The organism is Lactobacillus kitasatonis DSM 16761 = JCM 1039 (assembly GCF_000615285.1).
Lineage (GTDB): Bacteria > Bacillota > Bacilli > Lactobacillales > Lactobacillaceae > Lactobacillus > Lactobacillus kitasatonis.
In genome coordinates this window covers 1-14,927 of sequence record NZ_BALU01000020.1, presented here as the reverse complement: position 1 = coordinate 14,927, position 14,927 = coordinate 1, and the positions used below count along the sequence as shown (strand labels likewise).

Here is a 14,927-nt window from a genome sequence, read left to right as displayed (position 1 = left end):
CCACTTCTGTTTTTGTATCCCCTAATCGCCAATCACATTCTTAACGCTAAAGAATCTATATCTATAGTCGTTCGAATTTTACTCAAATTTCACCCATTTTTCGCCAAAAAATTTTTCAATTTTTTTCAAAATAAACAAAAAAGTTCACGATCTCCTGATCGTGAACTCGTTTAAATACCATATCTACGATGAATTTCGCGTTTTTGGTCTCTTTCTTTAATTGTCTGACGTTTGTCGTATTCCTTTTTACCTTGACCTACGCCAATTAAAACTTTAGCAAAACCATGCTTTAAATAAACCTTTAAAGGAATAATGCAATACCACGCTCAGCTTGTGCTTTTGCCAAACGGTTAATTTCTTTTTTATGCAAAAGAAGTCGACGACTTCTAAGTGGTTCATGGTTGTAGCGATTACCTTGCTTATATTCACTAATATGCACGTTCTCTAAAAAAGCTGAGCTATTAATAATCTGAACGTAACCATCACGCAAATTTATACGGCGGGCACGCACAGACTTAATTTCTGTCCCAGTTAAAGCAATACCAGCTTCATAAGTATCTTTAATGAAATAATCATGGCGTGCTTTTTTATTCTGTGCAATTAAGTTTTCGTCTTTTTCTTTTTTCATTAAGGTCACTCCTTAATGTTTAAAATTTCTTTGGTTTCTTCTATTTCCACGTCCATGGCTTCTACGGTCTCCACGACTATTATAGTTTTCGCCACCACGATGGCCGTGATCATTGTGGAAACCTCTATTACCACGACGACGGTTATTCATCCCTCTGTCACGATGTTTTTTCTTAGGTGCATTAGGATCATAAACTTCAAAGTCCAATTGATGCTGTTCAACGTTAGCATTAATAAGGGTAACCTTAATAGGCATCCCTATCTTGTATTGTTTATGCGTACCGCGACCGGTTAAAGTCAAAGACTTCTCGTTAAAGCTGTAGAAGTCATCTGTTAAGTTAGAAATATGTATCAAGCCCTCAACAGTATTAGGGAGTTGAATAAACATACCAAAACTAGTAACAGAAGATACTACGGCATCGAAGTGTTCTCCTACTTGATCTGCCATGTATTCTGTCATCTTCAGATCGTTTACTTCACGTTCAGTATCAATTGAACGTCTTTCTTGAGTAGAAGTTTGTTCAGCAACATCTGGTAAATAACCAGCAAAGTGCTTTTGAATATCCTCACCAGTACCTTTTTCTTGGTATGCGTGGATCATTCTGTGCACCATCAAGTCAGAGTATCTTCTAATTGGTGAAGTAAAGTGGGTGTAATATTTTGCTGCAAGGCCGAAGTGTCCCAAAGCTTCTTCAGAGTATCTGGCTTGCTTTAAACTACGAAGCATCATCATTTGCACAACAGCTTCTTCAGGCGTACCAGTTGTCTTGGATACTACTTTTTGTAAGTCTAATGGCTTAACATTTTCTGGATCTGCATGAATATTTAAGCCAAATGCACTACAGAATTCAAAGAAGTTTCTAATTCTTTCAGAATCTGGAGTTTCGTGAACACGATATAAGAATGGAACTTGTTTCTTGTAGAAATCTTCTGCAACAGTTTCATTAGCCATTAACATGAAAGATTCGATCATCTTTTCGGCTGTTCCACGTTCATGAAGAACGATGTCTGTTGGCTTGCTTGATCATCGACAATAATTTTTGCTTCTGGTTCTTCAAAGTCAATAGCACCACGTGCATGACGTTGCTTGTATAAAATAGCATGCAAATCAGCCATTTCTTCAAGCATCGGACGTAACTTCACGTATTTATCTTCCAAGCCGTCCATGTCACCCTTCAAAGTTTGGTTAACCTTGTTATAAGTCATACGGCCATGTGAGCGCATAACAGCAGGATAAATCTTGTAGCCTACTCTCTTACCTTCAGGTGTAATTTCCATGTCACAAGATAAGACAAGACGGTCTACGCCTTCATTTAAGGAACAGATACCATTTGAAAGTCTAAATGGCAACATTGGTATAACTCGATCGACTAAGTAAGTACTGTTGCCGCGAGCAAAAGCTTCTTCATTTAAAGGCGTATTTTCAGTTACATAGTGTGATACGTCCGCAATATGAACACCTAAATGGTAGTTACCGTTAGGAAGTTTCCATAAAACTACAGCATCATCGAAGTCTTTTGAGTCATCCCCGTCGATAGTTACAGCAGGTTGATCAGTAATATCTACTCTGCCCTTTTTCTCTTCTTCAGTAACATGGTCTGGGATTGCATTAGCTTGTGCCATGGCATCTTCAGGCCAATCAGTTCTTACATCATGGGCTGAAACGATTGACATGATATCAACGCCAGGATCGTTTTTATTACCAATAATCTTGATAACAGCACCTGTCATTGATTCAGGATTATCTTTATCAGGGTAGTCCTTGATTGATACTTTAACCATGTCGCCCATTTGTGGCATTAAGCCATTTTCAGACAAGTAAACACGGTATTTGTGCAACTTCTTATTATTGCTCAAAGCATACCCGATAAAATGACTGACTTTTCTTTGTTCATCAGTCAATGGGTGAAATTCACCAACTAAACTTTCAAGGCCACGTTCAAGAATTTCTTCAATTTGTCCTTCTGGGCCCTTACCATTCCAGGGGTTGCCACCGGCTGTGATCTTAACCTTTACTCGGTCACCATCAACAGCGTATTTAGTATAATCAGCGGCGATAAAGACATCATCAGCTTCTTCATCATCAAGTTTTACAAAACCGAAGCCTTTATCGTTAGCTCTAAAGTTTCCTTCAACGATGGTATCTTCTTGAGCTAATTGATATTGTCCTTTACCATCTGTAATAATCTTCTTTTCATGCTCTAAAAATGAAAGAGCTTTAATTAATTCAGTAAAATTACCTAATCTATCACGACGTGCTTCTCGTTCAATTTGATCTACACGAAATTGTTTTTGTGGATTATGGCGAAAAATTTCTAAAACACCGGCCAAAATTTTTTCGTTTTGTGCCATGTAATTAATCTCCGATCTTTATTATTTAATATAAAAAAAGCCTCCCCATCATACTGATCGGGAGGTACAAAATTTATTTTGAAGACATGTAAGCTAGAATAATAGCAAAGACGAAAAAGAATACCAATAAAACTGAGGTTACTTTTTCCATAAATGCTTCAAAACCACGTTTTTTGGTTTGACCACTAAAAACGGCTCCGCCAGATAAGGCGTTTAATGCATCTTGTTGTTTTTGTGGCTGCATCATTGTTGCAATAACGATTAAAATTGAAACAATGATTAGTAGCGTCATAATTAAATTATACAATGCGCTGCCTCCAATACACACATACGATTTACTTATCAATTCTATCACAAACTGCTATTTTTTGCAGTTATTTTTTCAACTCAGGAGCATCCGTCTTGAAATCTTTCTGAGTTGTCTTCTTATGATTCTTGTACCAAAGCGAAGTCTTGCTTGGATCATCATAAAGACGTTTCAAAGATGGTGCCTTATTATAATCATAATCTTTTGGTTTTACTTTAGTAAACCATTTTGGACGATAGAACCGTAACAAATTACCATTGATTACACGATCAGACAAAGACAGTTGTGTAGTAACCTGGTTAGAAATTGATGTAAGTTTTGTCTTTAGTTTCTTATCAGGTTTAATTTCTTCCCCAGTCTTTGTGTCGTAATAATCGCTGCCTACTTTAGAATATTCTGGCGTAATAAAGTCACCATTTCTTTGAGCAACAATTTGAGGGGTATGCTTACTCAACAGATCATAGCCAAATTGAATAGTTCCCTTGTCGTTTACGCCAAGCAAATTAAGCAGTGTTGGTAAAACATCAATTTCGCCGCCATAAGTATGGTTAATACCACCCTTAAGACCCTTCATATGGAACATCAATGGAACTCTTTGGAATTGCAAGTTATCAAAATCATTAAATGACTTCTTCTTAAGCAATTCAGCACTTGCTTTGTGGTGGTTGCCAGAAATTCCGTAGTGGTCACCATAAAGCATAATCAGAGTGTTCTTATCAAGGCCGGTTTTCTTCATCCAACGCATCAATTCACCAATTGCCTGATCAAGATAGTGCGCTGTTTGAACATAACCATCAACGGTTTCATCCCCCGTATTGGTTTTATCAATAGTTTGATTCTTCTTATCAAGCTGGTATGGATAGTGGTTCGTTACCGTAATCATCTTTAAATAAAATGGTTGTGGTAAACGTTCAATATACTTGATTGATTGGTCAAAGAAGATCTTATCCTTTAAACCGTAGCCAATGTAATAACTTGGCTTGTTTTTATAAAACGAAAGCGGTATAAAGTATTGATAGCCAAATGACTTATAAGCGTTGTTTCTGTTCCAGAATGAGCCGGCACCCCCGTGCATTACAGCAGTGTATAACCTGCTTCTTGGTGCAAAATTGCTGGAGCACTTTCAAAGGTATTAGAAGTACCGTAAGTGGACATTGCAGAACCTGATTGTAAACCAAACAATGAGTTTTCAAGCATCATTTCTGCATCGGAAGTCTTACCTTGTCCTACTTGATTAAAGAAATTGTCAAAACTAATAGTATCTTTTTGATGATAAAGCTTATTCAAGTTAGGCGTTACTTCTTTGCCCTTCCACTTATAACCAATCAAAAATTGCTGGAAACTTTCTAGGTGAATAACTAAAACATTCTTACCTTTAGCTACGCCGGTATATTCAGGATTTGGCTTAACATAATTGGCTTTCAGATAATTTCTAACGGAGCGTAAGTCTGAAACATTAGCCTTAGCCATCTGCGCACTAGTTTGTGCTGTCTTATAACCGTCATAAACGGCATATTCATTGATACCTAAATATTTAACAATGTAGTTATTATCAAAGGTTCTTGTTAAAAGACCTGAACGATCTTTTTGAGCCATCAATAAATTCAAACCCATTAAGCTGACCGCCAAAAGTTCAATCAAGAGATTTACCTTAAGCTTCAAAGGACGAACATCTATCTTGATGACTTTAGTAATCAATAAAGCAATAACTATGGCAATATCGGCAAAAGCCAAGAAGTCACTTGCCAGGGTTATTCCTGCAATACTTTTTCCTAAATTATCTGAAGTTGAGCCTGATGTTTTAATGATTGAAAACGACAGGAAGTTTGAAAACTCACGATAATAAAGAATATTTGAAAAAAGCCACAGCGTCAGTATGAAATCAATTATCAAAATGATCCAATAGGATTTGCGTCCTTTAAAGAATAGTCCAATTCCTAAAAGGAGCATCCCTGAAGGAATAGGATTAATCAAGAGCAAAAACTGCTGCATTGGACCAACTGCACCTAAATTAAACTTGGTCAAATAGATAAAGTACGTTTTCAGCCAAAATAAAACTAAAACGATCGTAAAAAATCCAAGTTTAGTTTGTGTTAGCCATTTAAAAAAAGACTTGATACGTTCCATTGCTCTCTCCTCTCGTTACGGTATTTTATCTTACTACGGATTTGAGCAAGACTCATTTCCTTTAATAAAAATTAATTACTTTCTGTACTTTTTATCCTTTTCGGCTTAAAAATCCAACCGAAAATTCCTAAAATCATACCGAAAAAGTAAGTTGCAAAGCGCCAAACAAACATTGCTAAAATTAAAGCACCATGCGATGAAATAAAAGTAGAAAATAATGTCTGGAAACTATATTCTGCCCCACCTGAAGCACCAGGAATTGGAATAATAGCCATAAACATTATGATCATGATGTTCATCTGCGTGACGCTACTCCATGAACATGGAACATTCAATGCTGTCAGCACCATGAATGGGATTGAGTAAAAGAACAATAACTGCAAAATGGTTAAAACAGATGCAATTACTAACTTATTTTTCTCTTTTTTGAGCTTTTGACTTTCTGCATAGAACGTATCGATTTTCTCTAAAGTAGCTTTACGCCAATTTTCTACACGCTCTTTCTTCATAAACTTGCCCAATAAGTCCATTCCCCAATTAGTCGCTCTCTTAGTAAAACGATAGGTAAACATAATCGCAAGTAAGAAAATGATTGAACTAATATGGATCAGAAAGCCGATTGCAATAAATACGGCTAAGCCGGCAAATTTTGTCATTACCGTATGAAAGCCAAAAATGATTGTGAAAACATAGGCAAAAAAGACAACTATCTGATAAATGATAAATTTCATTAGCAAGATAGAAGTTGAGCTTCCGCCTTCCATACCCATTTGGATCATGGCTGCTAGTTGCGAAGGCTGTCCCCCTGTCGACATCGGCGTAATCGCATTAAACAAAGCTTGAATAATAGGAATACGTAAAAACGACCAGGCCGACCTTTTTGGCTCATTCTTTCGATGTGCCAATGTCGCCAAAATTCCGGCTTCACAAACATAAGATAAAAGCATTAATCCAAACACCATTATCAATGCCCAAATATTGAGGCCATGAGCTGTTCCCAATATTTCAGATAACGGCGTAGACTTTAAGTCCGTATAGAGCACAAAGGCACTGATTGCCAAAACAATCAGAACACCCCATAAATGTTTCTTATTCATTAGTGAATTTGCCCTAATTCTTTACCTAATTTGTATTGCTCATGATAAAATTCATTCCAAATTTTAGCTAATCTTTCTTCTGAATATTCTTGACTAGCCTTTTTGGACAATTCACTGTATTTCTTCAATAATTGTGGATCTTTTACAGCCTTTTGCAGGATTTGGTTCATTTCGCCAAAATCTTTACCACTCATATAATAGCCGTCAATGATTGCCTTATATAAATCGAGGTCACGCAACAAAACTGGCGTGCCACAACTAAAGGCTTCCAAAACAGACATTGGGAACAATTCATCATATGATGGCAAAACAAACAAATCAGCAATGTTTAAATAGTTAACCAATTTAGCACGATCAACTATGCCAGCAAAAGTTAAGTTCTTAGGTGGATTATCTACCATTTGTTTATAGTGGTCATAACCATCTGTGATTTTGCCAAATGAAAAACCTCCAGCCCAAATAAATTGAACATCAGGATTAGTTTCAGCCATTTTAACGAAATCATCGATACCCTTACGTTCTTGAACTTGTCCGTCGCCAAAAACAACAAACTTATCAAGTGGAATACCTAATTCATGACGAAAAGCATTCTTGCTTGCAAGTGATTCTTCGTAAAATTCTTCCTTAGAAACAAAGTTTGGAATGTACTTTACCTTATCGCGATCAATGCCGTGATCAACCAACTTATCAATAAAAATTGGGTTAACTACAACAATTTGATCCATGCGTTGATAGAAGTCAATTACATATTGATAAAAGACTTTTTTAGCAACGCCTGGCAACTTAACAGAACCTTCAAGCGTGTCAGGCAAAAAATGCACATAACCAATTTTTCTACCACGAGCTGGTGAAAAACTATTGACATAGTAAGTTGGATTAATTGTATGGTAGTGCGTTAAGTCACTATTACCATATTTATTAATCGTTACATAAAACTCATCTACTAAACGCGTTCTCAGCAATTTAATCAATTCATTATATGCAGAACCAACTCCTTGGCCCTTAACTGAATCTGCTTGCGAGAACATATTAATTCTAATCATCTACATCCTCTTTTTATAATTCTTCATGCTTAGGTTGATAATTATCAATTGCATATTGATAGAAATTATAGACATCTGTAGCAAATTGATCAGAGGAAATTTTTTGCAATTTATTTTGTAAAACCTCCTGAGGAATTTTTCTACGTCCCTTTTTAAGCAATTCGATAATTTCTTCTTGCATTTCTTTTTGAGTAGTAAAAGTACGACCAAAAATTTCTTTATCAAAAATATTTTCTGTATAGTCAGTATCATAAACTACACATGGAGTACCAGCAGCTAAAGCTTCAATATAAGTAAGCCCTTGAGTTTCTGTATCACTTGCCGAAACAAATAAGTCTGCCATGCGATAATAGTTGCCCACATCACCGTGATCGACATTTCCAGCAAAAATTACGTAATCCTCTAAAGTCAACCGTTCTACTTGATCTTTTAGAACATCAACATCTGGTCCATCACCAGCAATTACAAACTTAACATTTGGAAATTCTTCAATAATATCCGGCATCACATTTAAAATGTGACTGATTTTCTTTTCGGCTGCAATTCTACTCAATGTCAAGATTACTGGCACATCCTCAGCGATGCCTAACTCTTTTCGCACATCACGTTTTGCATCACTATTTATTCCCTGAATATCTACACCAGTAGGAATAACTCTAATAGGAATTTGAACACCATAGCGGTGAAGCAATGCTTCAACTCGACCACTCGGCGCAATACAACCATCCATGTTTTTTAAATAACTTTTTACGAATTGTTTAACATGATATGGTCGAAGCAAGTGACCATTAAGAATATAGTGCAAGTAATCTTCATACATTGTGTGGTATGTATGAATAGCGGGAATATCTAATTGGTGAGCTACATATTTTCCAATAGTTCCTAGTGCAAATTCAGTTTGCGTATGAACAATATCCAAATTTACTTCTTTAGCAACTTTAGTTGCCTCGAATAAACCTCTAAAGGCTATTCTTCTATCGGTAAACGAAACAAATGGTATGCTGCTAAAACGAAAGACATTTGGCTCCACTGTCCCCTTTTTTACATTTGGATCTGTTGTGGTAAAAATAAATACATTATGCCCCTGTCTTTCCAACGCATCTTTTAACGTCTTTATTGAAGTAGCAACGCCACTTATTTGGGGAAAATATGTATCGGTATAAAGACCAATATTCATTTAAATACCTCCATATTTAGCATTATAAAGATTACTCAAACTATGTGCAATTTTAAATACTAAATTAATAACATATCTTAAAAAAAAGCGATCCAAATTAATGGATCGCTTATAAAAGATAGCGGTGATCGGGGTCGAACCGATACGTCCGTAATGGACACCAGATTTTGAGTCTGACGCGTCTGCCAATTCCGCCACACCGCCATAATATTAAATTTTAAATAATCAACTTATTCGGTTGATAAGGCGGAGGTCGGACTCGAACCGACGATTAAGGTTTTGCAGACCTCTGCCTTACCACTTGGCTACACCGCCATAAGTTATAAAATTATTTAGATTGGGATAGCTGGATTCGAACCAGCGCATGTTAGAGTCAAAGTCTAATGCCTTACCACTTGGCTATATCCCAATACTAGGGCGGAATGTGGGATTCGAACCCACGCATGCCGGATCCACAAACCGGTGTGTTAACCCCTTCACCAATTCCGCCATGAAAGTAAACAGGGATAGTAGGAATTGAACCCACATCAGCGGTTTTGGAGACCGATGTACTACCATTATACGATATCCCTATTATGGAGGAGGGTGGATTCGAACCGCCGAACTCAGAGAGAGCGGTTTTACAGACCGCCGCGTTTAGCCACTTCGCTACTCCTCCAGCTTGATGGCGCGGGACGGAATCGAACCGCCGACACAAGGAGCTTCAATCCTTTGCTCTACCAACTGAGCTACCGAGCCATCTTACGGTCCATGTGGGATTTGAACCCACGATCTCCTCCGTGACAGGGAGGCGAGATAAACCACTGCTCCAATGGACCAAATTGCGGGAGCTGGATTTGAACCAACGACCTTCGGGTTATGAGCCCGACGAGCTACCAGACTGCTCCATCCCGCGATAATAATTAAGGAGGATGTGGGATTTGAACCCACGCGCGGCAGAACCGCCTAACGGTTTCAAAACCGTCCCCTTAAGCCACTTGGGTAATCCTCCATTAGCTTAATGCCAAAAAATATTAAACTGGCAAATGACCCGTACGGGATTTGAACCCATGTTACGGCCGTGAAAGGGCCGTGTCTTAACCACTTGACCAACGGGTCATGTCTCTTAATGAAGAGCACCTAATTATAATACCGAATCAAGTTTTAAAAGTCAAGTTCTTTTTTAACTTTCTTTCAAAGCCTGATCTCTTTGGTGACCTCTCAATCACAACGTATTTAATATTAATAGATATGCAGATAAAATGCAAGTATTTTTTCTATTTTTTTGCGAAAAAATGAAAATACGCTGTAATAGAGACATTATGCTGATGTTTTAATATTCTAATACTTCATTTTCGTCAGCATATAATACGTATTAATATCGACCGGAGTCGTTAACTTTAAGTTCATCGAAACAACTTTAACTGTTTTAGCATTATTTTTCTTATCTACTCTCTTCATTGCTTTTTCTCTAAAAGAGTCAACTTGAGGCTGACAAGTACCAAGATAGATAAAACTTTTACCGTCATCATCTGATTTTTTCACAAATAAATGAAAAGTAATTTCTTTATCCTTAAAATTTTTAATCTCTTTGCTTTCTAAATTCCGTGGGTATTTTGAATACATGTTAATAATAGACTGATTTATAAATTGATCTTGGTATGCCAAAGTTTGAGCATCGGCCTTTTTATTGTAAGTTATAAAAATAGCACAATTTTTCTTGTCATAATCAAACTTGTAACCACCAATATTTTGCCCAGGAACAATCTTCTCCCAATTTAACAGACGATTAGCATCCATTCGAGTATATCTTTCATCAATAGTAAAAATCTTTTCAGAATCGTATTTCTTAGAACGAAGTAAACCAGTTCTAATTGCATCCCTAAAAAGTAGATAAAAATTCTGATTTATTAGTTCTTCTCTTATCTTCTTATTCAAAGAATATTTTTTATTTTTATGTTCAACGATGCTTTCACCGCCATAAGTTTCTTTATTAGGCAATGATTTTCTAACAAAATACGATAACGACAATATTGTATCAACTGATTTAAGAATATCATCGGAAATTAGACAATGATTTTTCCTTAAATTATCCAAATATTGCTTCTCTTTTATTTCTTTTTGACTTAATAGCTCATTTAACAGCAGAAGTTCATGCTCTCGTTTACCGTTTGCTAAAACTACAGTCAAAAATTCTAATATTTTATCTTGAAAATTTGATACTTGGTATGCACTCTCGCCCATTTCTTGCAAAAAATGACTATAATTTTTATACTTTTCAGCAATAATCTCACAGTCAATCGATTCTTTTTGCAAATCATACATTAATGGTATTCTACCGAACTTCCGCTTTTCATTCGTATATTCCTCACGCAATTTGCGCTTTAGAGTTAAATTTGAATGATTAATCGATTTATAAATTTGCTCCTTAGCCACATTTGTAAAATTAATCAACGATACACCATAAATCGGTTCTAGATCTAATTTATCCCTAACTCGATCACGATTGTGCGATTTATCTCCCGTTAAAGCTACAGGAATCAAATAATTATTGTCATAATCACCTACAAAATCTATTACAGTTAGATAATCCTTTCCCTTATACTTTCTAAGTCCACGCCCTAATTGCTGCACAAAAACAATACTTGACTGGGTATTTCTTAACAGAACGATTTGATTAATACATGGAATATCTACACCTTCGTTGAATACATCAACAGTAATGAGATATTTAACTTGGCCTTTTTCCAATCTCTTAACTGCTTTTTCTCGTTTACTGATTGAATCAGTTCCTGATATTGCAAGCGATGGACAATCCTTTTTCGTTAATTTCTCTGCTAAAATTTCTGCTTCTTTTTTGCGACTACAAAAAATTAGACCATGTAAAATTCGCCCAGAGTACCCATAATAATCTGTCTGTTGCAAAATATAATTTACTCGCTCATCACTTACTAATCGATTCAAGCTAGAAGCACCATTTATCAATTCATTTTGATAAATATAATCTTCAACACCGTAATAGTGAAAAGGACATAGCATATCTTGATCTAAAGCGTTTTGCAGACGTATTTCATAAGCAATATTGTAGTTAAAAAGCTTATAAATATTAAAATCATCAGTTCTTTCAGGTGTAGCAGTCATTCCTAAACAAAATTTAGGTCGAAAGTATTTAAAAATTTTTAATTCCTGAGCTGCTCCTAAATGATGTGCCTCATCAAACAAAATATAATCAAAGGCATCTTTAGCAAATTTCTTTAAATTTTCATCTTTAGCTAGAGTCTGAACCGTCGCAAAAACATACTTAGAATTTAAGCCTTCTTGGTGGTTTCCACTGTAAATACCATAATCAGAATAATTGCCGCCAATAACATTGTAAAAACTCTGCTTAGACTTCTGTAGAATTTGTTCACGATGAACTACATATAAGAATCTTTTCGGCTTAAATGTTCTAACATCAAAAGCACCGAGATATGTTTTCCCCGTTCCAGTTGCAGAAATTATTAATGCTTTATTTTCACCACTTTGCCTGAGACTTTGAATTTCACCCAATGCTTCCTTCTGCATTTTATTAGGCTGTATTTTATTCGAATGTTTATTTTCTGCTATTCCAGATTCAATTAAATTATTTTGATCGTAATGTTTTTGATACTGTGAAAGCCATTGTTCTGTTAAAGGAGTTGCCTTACGCCATTCAGCTTCAATTTGTAGATTAATTTGTTCAGTAATTTCTGCATTATCAAGTGAATTAACATTCAGATTCCATTCATAATTACTAATTAACGCACCCGAAGTTAAATTAGAACTACCGATAATCGCTGAACGATAACCTTCATGTTCAAACAAGTAACCTTTTGCATGAAAAGGCAGTTTTTTATTAGTTTTTGGATCTCTTTCATTGAAAATTCTAGTTTCAATATTAGGAACCTTCATCAAACTTCTAAAGGCTTCTGGCTCATTAAAATAAAGATACGTGGATGTTAAGACCCGTCCATGAATTCCACGTTTTGCTAAGTCAGATAAAACAGTCAAAAAGGAAGTAAAACCTTCCTGCGTTACAAATGCAACCGCAAAGGTAAAAGATTTGCAAGTTGCTAATTCCATCTTTAAAACTCGATAAACGTTATCATTTTGACCATGATTTAGAATAAGCCGAGCAGATAAATTTCCGGTACTTAGAAACTTATCTTTATCAATATAATTATTTAAAACTGTTTTCGTTAAATCATTTTCTAAATCCATCAGAAATTAATATCCTTAAAACTTGTTTTAGCTAATTCTTTAACCAATGGAGCATCGGCAGGAGCCCATTTTAAATTTGCAACTTGATCAGCTGATAGCCATTCAACTTTACTATGAGCAATGAGATCAAAATTATGAGTTAACAATTTAGCAAAGAAGACCGTTAATTCAACTATGCCAAAATCGTACTCATAACTTACTGTTTCGCCAAGCTGTGGTCCAATTTTAACTTCATCATGGAATTCTTCCTCAAGCTCACGTTTAGCTGCTTCTTGAGGCGTCTCACCCTTTTCTATCTTTCCACCAGGGAATTCCCACATACCACCTACTAAACGGTCTGCATTGCGTTTCCCTGCTAAAACTTTATTTTCCTTTTGATCTATAATTGCCACTCCTGCAACTCTGATAATCTTCTTTGCCATTTTATTTCTCCTAAGTTTTTTATTTTATTGTACACTAGCTAACCTTGAGTAAATAAAATGCTAAAATAAAAAAAGATCTAACTTAGATACAAAGTATCATTGTTAGATCATCATGCTTTCTTTATTTTAAGCAACAAAAAAAGCTCAATCCCTGAGCTCTTATATTACGGAGACTGAGAGATTCGAACCCTCGCACCGGAATAACCCGATCTACACCCTTAGCAGGGGCGCCTCTTCAGCCACTTGAGTAAGTCTCCAATGGGCCTAAATGGACTTGAACCATCGACCTCACGCTTATCAGGCGTGCGCTCTAAACCAGCTGAGCTATAGGCCCATGAAAGCGGGTAACGAGAATCGGACTCGCGACTAAAGCTTGGAAGGCTTTCGTTTTACCACTAAACTATACCCGCACCTGATATAAAAAATGAATGGCGCGGGACGGAATCGAACCGCCGACACAAGGAGCTTCAATCCTTTGCTCTACCAACTGAGCTACCGAGCCATCTTACGGTCCATGTGGGATTTGAACCCACGATCTCCTCCGTGACAGGGAGGCGAGATAAACCACTGCTCCAATGGACCAAATTGCGGGAGCTGGATTTGAACCAACGACCTTCGGGTTATGAGCCCGACGAGCTACCAGACTGCTCCATCCCGCGATAATAAATTAAACTATCCGTAATTAATGGACCTTGTAGGACTCGAACCTACGACAGGACGGTTATGAGCCGTCTGCTCTAACCAACTGAGCTAAAGGTCCAAGTTTACAATATAGCGGCGGGGGGGATCGAACCCTCGACCTCCCGGGTATGAACCGGACGCTCTAGCCAGCTGAGCTACACCGCCAAAATGTAACTAATTACCATTAGATACAATCGGGAAAACAGGATTCGAACCTGCGACCCCCTGGTCCCAAACCAGGTGCTCTACCAAACTGAGCCATTTCCCGTTATATGCGCCCTGAAGGATTTGAACCTTCAACCTTCTGATTCGTAGTCAGACACTCTATCCAGTTGCGCTAAGGGCGCATCATCAATGCCGGGGATCGGAGTCGAACCGATACGGTTGAAACCAACCGCGGGATTTTAAGTCCCGTGCGTCTACCAATTCCGCCACTCCGGCGTGTTGATGAAAGCGGAAGACGGGATTCGAACCCGCGACCCCCACCATGGCAAGGTGATGTTCTACCACTGAACTACTTCCGCAAAATATAAATGCCGATTATACGACTTGAACGTACGACCCCCTGTTTACAAGACAGATGCTCTACCAACTGAGCTAAATCGGCAAAATGTCAACATGTGGTTGGCAATACGGGTGGTGGGACTTGAACCCACACGTCCGAAAACACTAGAACCTAAATCTAGCGCGTCTGCCAATTCCGCCACACCCGCAAATATAGGGTCATGAGCCGTGAGGGACTTGAACCCTCGACCCACGGATTAAAAGTCCGTTGCTCTACCAACTGAGCTAACGACTCGATGGAGGATACAGGGCTCGAACCTGTGACCTCCTGCTTGTAAGGCAGATGCTCTCCCAGCTGAGCTAATCCTCCAT

6 protein-coding genes, 27 tRNA genes and 3 pseudogenes are annotated in these 14,927 nt (G+C 37.3%); all 36 read right to left on the bottom strand.

Annotated features, from left to right (window positions below):
- Positions 1-170: 170 nt before the first annotated feature.
- Positions 171-628: pseudogene (smpB, locus tag JCM1039_RS11545) on the bottom strand (SsrA-binding protein SmpB).
- A gap of 12 nt (positions 629-640) precedes the next feature.
- Positions 641-2,979: pseudogene (rnr, locus tag JCM1039_RS11540) on the bottom strand (ribonuclease R).
- Positions 2,980-3,052: 73 nt separating this feature from the next.
- Entirely contained in the window at positions 3,053-3,286 is a 234-nt protein-coding gene (gene secG / locus JCM1039_RS09770; RefSeq protein ID WP_025015604.1) for a preprotein translocase subunit SecG, read from the bottom strand.
- 67 nt (positions 3,287-3,353) lie between these two features.
- Positions 3,354-5,413: pseudogene (locus tag JCM1039_RS11535) on the bottom strand (LTA synthase family protein).
- Between the two features lie 71 nt (positions 5,414-5,484).
- The gene (locus JCM1039_RS09760) at positions 5,485-6,510 is read right to left on the bottom strand and encodes a lysylphosphatidylglycerol synthase transmembrane domain-containing protein (RefSeq protein WP_025015603.1); all 1,026 of its coding nucleotides are present in this window, start codon (positions 6,508-6,510) and stop codon (positions 5,485-5,487) included.
- A complete protein-coding gene (locus tag JCM1039_RS09755; RefSeq protein ID WP_025015602.1) occupies positions 6,510-7,553 on the bottom strand; it encodes a glycosyltransferase family 4 protein in 1,044 nt (347 codons plus the stop codon). Before JCM1039_RS09755 ends, JCM1039_RS09760 begins: the two co-directional genes overlap by 1 nt.
- 13 nt (positions 7,554-7,566) lie before the next feature.
- Entirely contained in the window at positions 7,567-8,730 is a 1,164-nt protein-coding gene (locus JCM1039_RS09750) for a glycosyltransferase family 4 protein (protein ID WP_025015601.1), read from the bottom strand.
- A 119-nt stretch (positions 8,731-8,849) separates the two neighbouring features.
- A tRNA-Leu gene (locus JCM1039_RS09745) sits at positions 8,850-8,934 on the bottom strand.
- 40 nt (positions 8,935-8,974) lie between these two features.
- Positions 8,975-9,045, bottom strand: a tRNA-Cys gene (locus tag JCM1039_RS09740).
- A gap of 22 nt (positions 9,046-9,067) precedes the next feature.
- Positions 9,068-9,139: transfer RNA gene (locus JCM1039_RS09735), tRNA-Gln, on the bottom strand.
- 7 nt (positions 9,140-9,146) lie between these two features.
- Positions 9,147-9,219 (bottom strand) — tRNA-His (locus JCM1039_RS09730).
- 12 nt (positions 9,220-9,231) lie between these two features.
- Positions 9,232-9,302, bottom strand: a tRNA-Trp gene (locus JCM1039_RS09725).
- A 4-nt stretch (positions 9,303-9,306) separates the two neighbouring features.
- A tRNA-Tyr gene (locus tag JCM1039_RS09720) sits at positions 9,307-9,388 on the bottom strand.
- Positions 9,389-9,395: 7 nt separating this feature from the next.
- Positions 9,396-9,468, bottom strand: a tRNA-Phe gene (locus tag JCM1039_RS09715).
- Between the two features lie 6 nt (positions 9,469-9,474).
- Positions 9,475-9,548: transfer RNA gene (locus JCM1039_RS09710), tRNA-Asp, on the bottom strand.
- A 3-nt stretch (positions 9,549-9,551) separates the two neighbouring features.
- Positions 9,552-9,625 (bottom strand) — tRNA-Met (locus JCM1039_RS09705).
- 10 nt (positions 9,626-9,635) lie between these two features.
- Positions 9,636-9,721 (bottom strand) — tRNA-OTHER (locus tag JCM1039_RS09700).
- 35 nt (positions 9,722-9,756) lie between these two features.
- Positions 9,757-9,828, bottom strand: a tRNA-Glu gene (locus JCM1039_RS09695).
- 222 nt (positions 9,829-10,050) lie between these two features.
- Positions 10,051-12,948 carry a DEAD/DEAH box helicase gene (locus tag JCM1039_RS09685; protein WP_025015599.1) on the bottom strand — a complete coding sequence of 966 codons (2,898 nt, stop codon included), beginning with the start codon at positions 12,946-12,948 and terminating at the stop codon, positions 10,051-10,053.
- Positions 12,948-13,370 (bottom strand): (deoxy)nucleoside triphosphate pyrophosphohydrolase, encoded by a 423-nt coding sequence (locus JCM1039_RS09680; protein WP_025015598.1) that lies wholly within the window; start codon positions 13,368-13,370, stop codon positions 12,948-12,950. Before JCM1039_RS09680 ends, JCM1039_RS09685 begins: the two co-directional genes overlap by 1 nt.
- 167 nt (positions 13,371-13,537) lie before the next feature.
- Positions 13,538-13,627: transfer RNA gene (locus JCM1039_RS09675), tRNA-Ser, on the bottom strand.
- A 2-nt stretch (positions 13,628-13,629) separates the two neighbouring features.
- Positions 13,630-13,704, bottom strand: a tRNA-Ile gene (locus tag JCM1039_RS09670).
- A gap of 5 nt (positions 13,705-13,709) precedes the next feature.
- A tRNA-Gly gene (locus tag JCM1039_RS09665) sits at positions 13,710-13,780 on the bottom strand.
- A 19-nt stretch (positions 13,781-13,799) separates the two neighbouring features.
- Positions 13,800-13,872, bottom strand: a tRNA-Phe gene (locus JCM1039_RS09660).
- 6 nt (positions 13,873-13,878) lie between these two features.
- A tRNA-Asp gene (locus tag JCM1039_RS09655) sits at positions 13,879-13,952 on the bottom strand.
- Positions 13,953-13,955: 3 nt separating this feature from the next.
- Positions 13,956-14,029, bottom strand: a tRNA-Met gene (locus tag JCM1039_RS09650).
- A 27-nt stretch (positions 14,030-14,056) separates the two neighbouring features.
- Positions 14,057-14,130 (bottom strand) — tRNA-Ile (locus JCM1039_RS09645).
- Between the two features lie 12 nt (positions 14,131-14,142).
- Positions 14,143-14,216 (bottom strand) — tRNA-Met (locus tag JCM1039_RS09640).
- A gap of 29 nt (positions 14,217-14,245) precedes the next feature.
- Positions 14,246-14,319, bottom strand: a tRNA-Pro gene (locus JCM1039_RS09635).
- Positions 14,320-14,324: 5 nt separating this feature from the next.
- A tRNA-Arg gene (locus JCM1039_RS09630) sits at positions 14,325-14,398 on the bottom strand.
- An 8-nt stretch (positions 14,399-14,406) separates the two neighbouring features.
- Positions 14,407-14,492, bottom strand: a tRNA-Leu gene (locus JCM1039_RS09625).
- 11 nt (positions 14,493-14,503) lie between these two features.
- A tRNA-Gly gene (locus JCM1039_RS09620) sits at positions 14,504-14,575 on the bottom strand.
- A 10-nt stretch (positions 14,576-14,585) separates the two neighbouring features.
- Positions 14,586-14,658: transfer RNA gene (locus tag JCM1039_RS09615), tRNA-Thr, on the bottom strand.
- A gap of 24 nt (positions 14,659-14,682) precedes the next feature.
- Positions 14,683-14,764, bottom strand: a tRNA-Leu gene (locus JCM1039_RS09610).
- A gap of 13 nt (positions 14,765-14,777) precedes the next feature.
- Positions 14,778-14,850 (bottom strand) — tRNA-Lys (locus JCM1039_RS09605).
- Between the two features lie 2 nt (positions 14,851-14,852).
- Positions 14,853-14,925 (bottom strand) — tRNA-Val (locus tag JCM1039_RS09600).
- Positions 14,926-14,927 lie beyond the last annotated feature (2 nt).

Bases quoted from the DNA above. Each gene is read 5' to 3' on its own strand.
- JCM1039_RS09755 (WP_025015602.1), bottom strand. From the start codon at position 7,553: ATGATTAGAATTAATATGTTCTCGCAAGCAGATTCAGTTAAGGGCCAA.
- JCM1039_RS09685 (WP_025015599.1), bottom strand. From the start codon at position 12,948: ATGGATTTAGAAAATGATTTAACGAAAACAGTTTTAAATAATTATATT.
- JCM1039_RS09760 (WP_025015603.1), bottom strand. From the start codon at position 6,510: ATGAATAAGAAACATTTATGGGGTGTTCTGATTGTTTTGGCAATCAGT.
- JCM1039_RS09750 (WP_025015601.1), bottom strand. From the start codon at position 8,730: ATGAATATTGGTCTTTATACCGATACATATTTTCCCCAAATAAGTGGC.
- JCM1039_RS09680 (WP_025015598.1), bottom strand. From the start codon at position 13,370: ATGGCAAAGAAGATTATCAGAGTTGCAGGAGTGGCAATTATAGATCAA.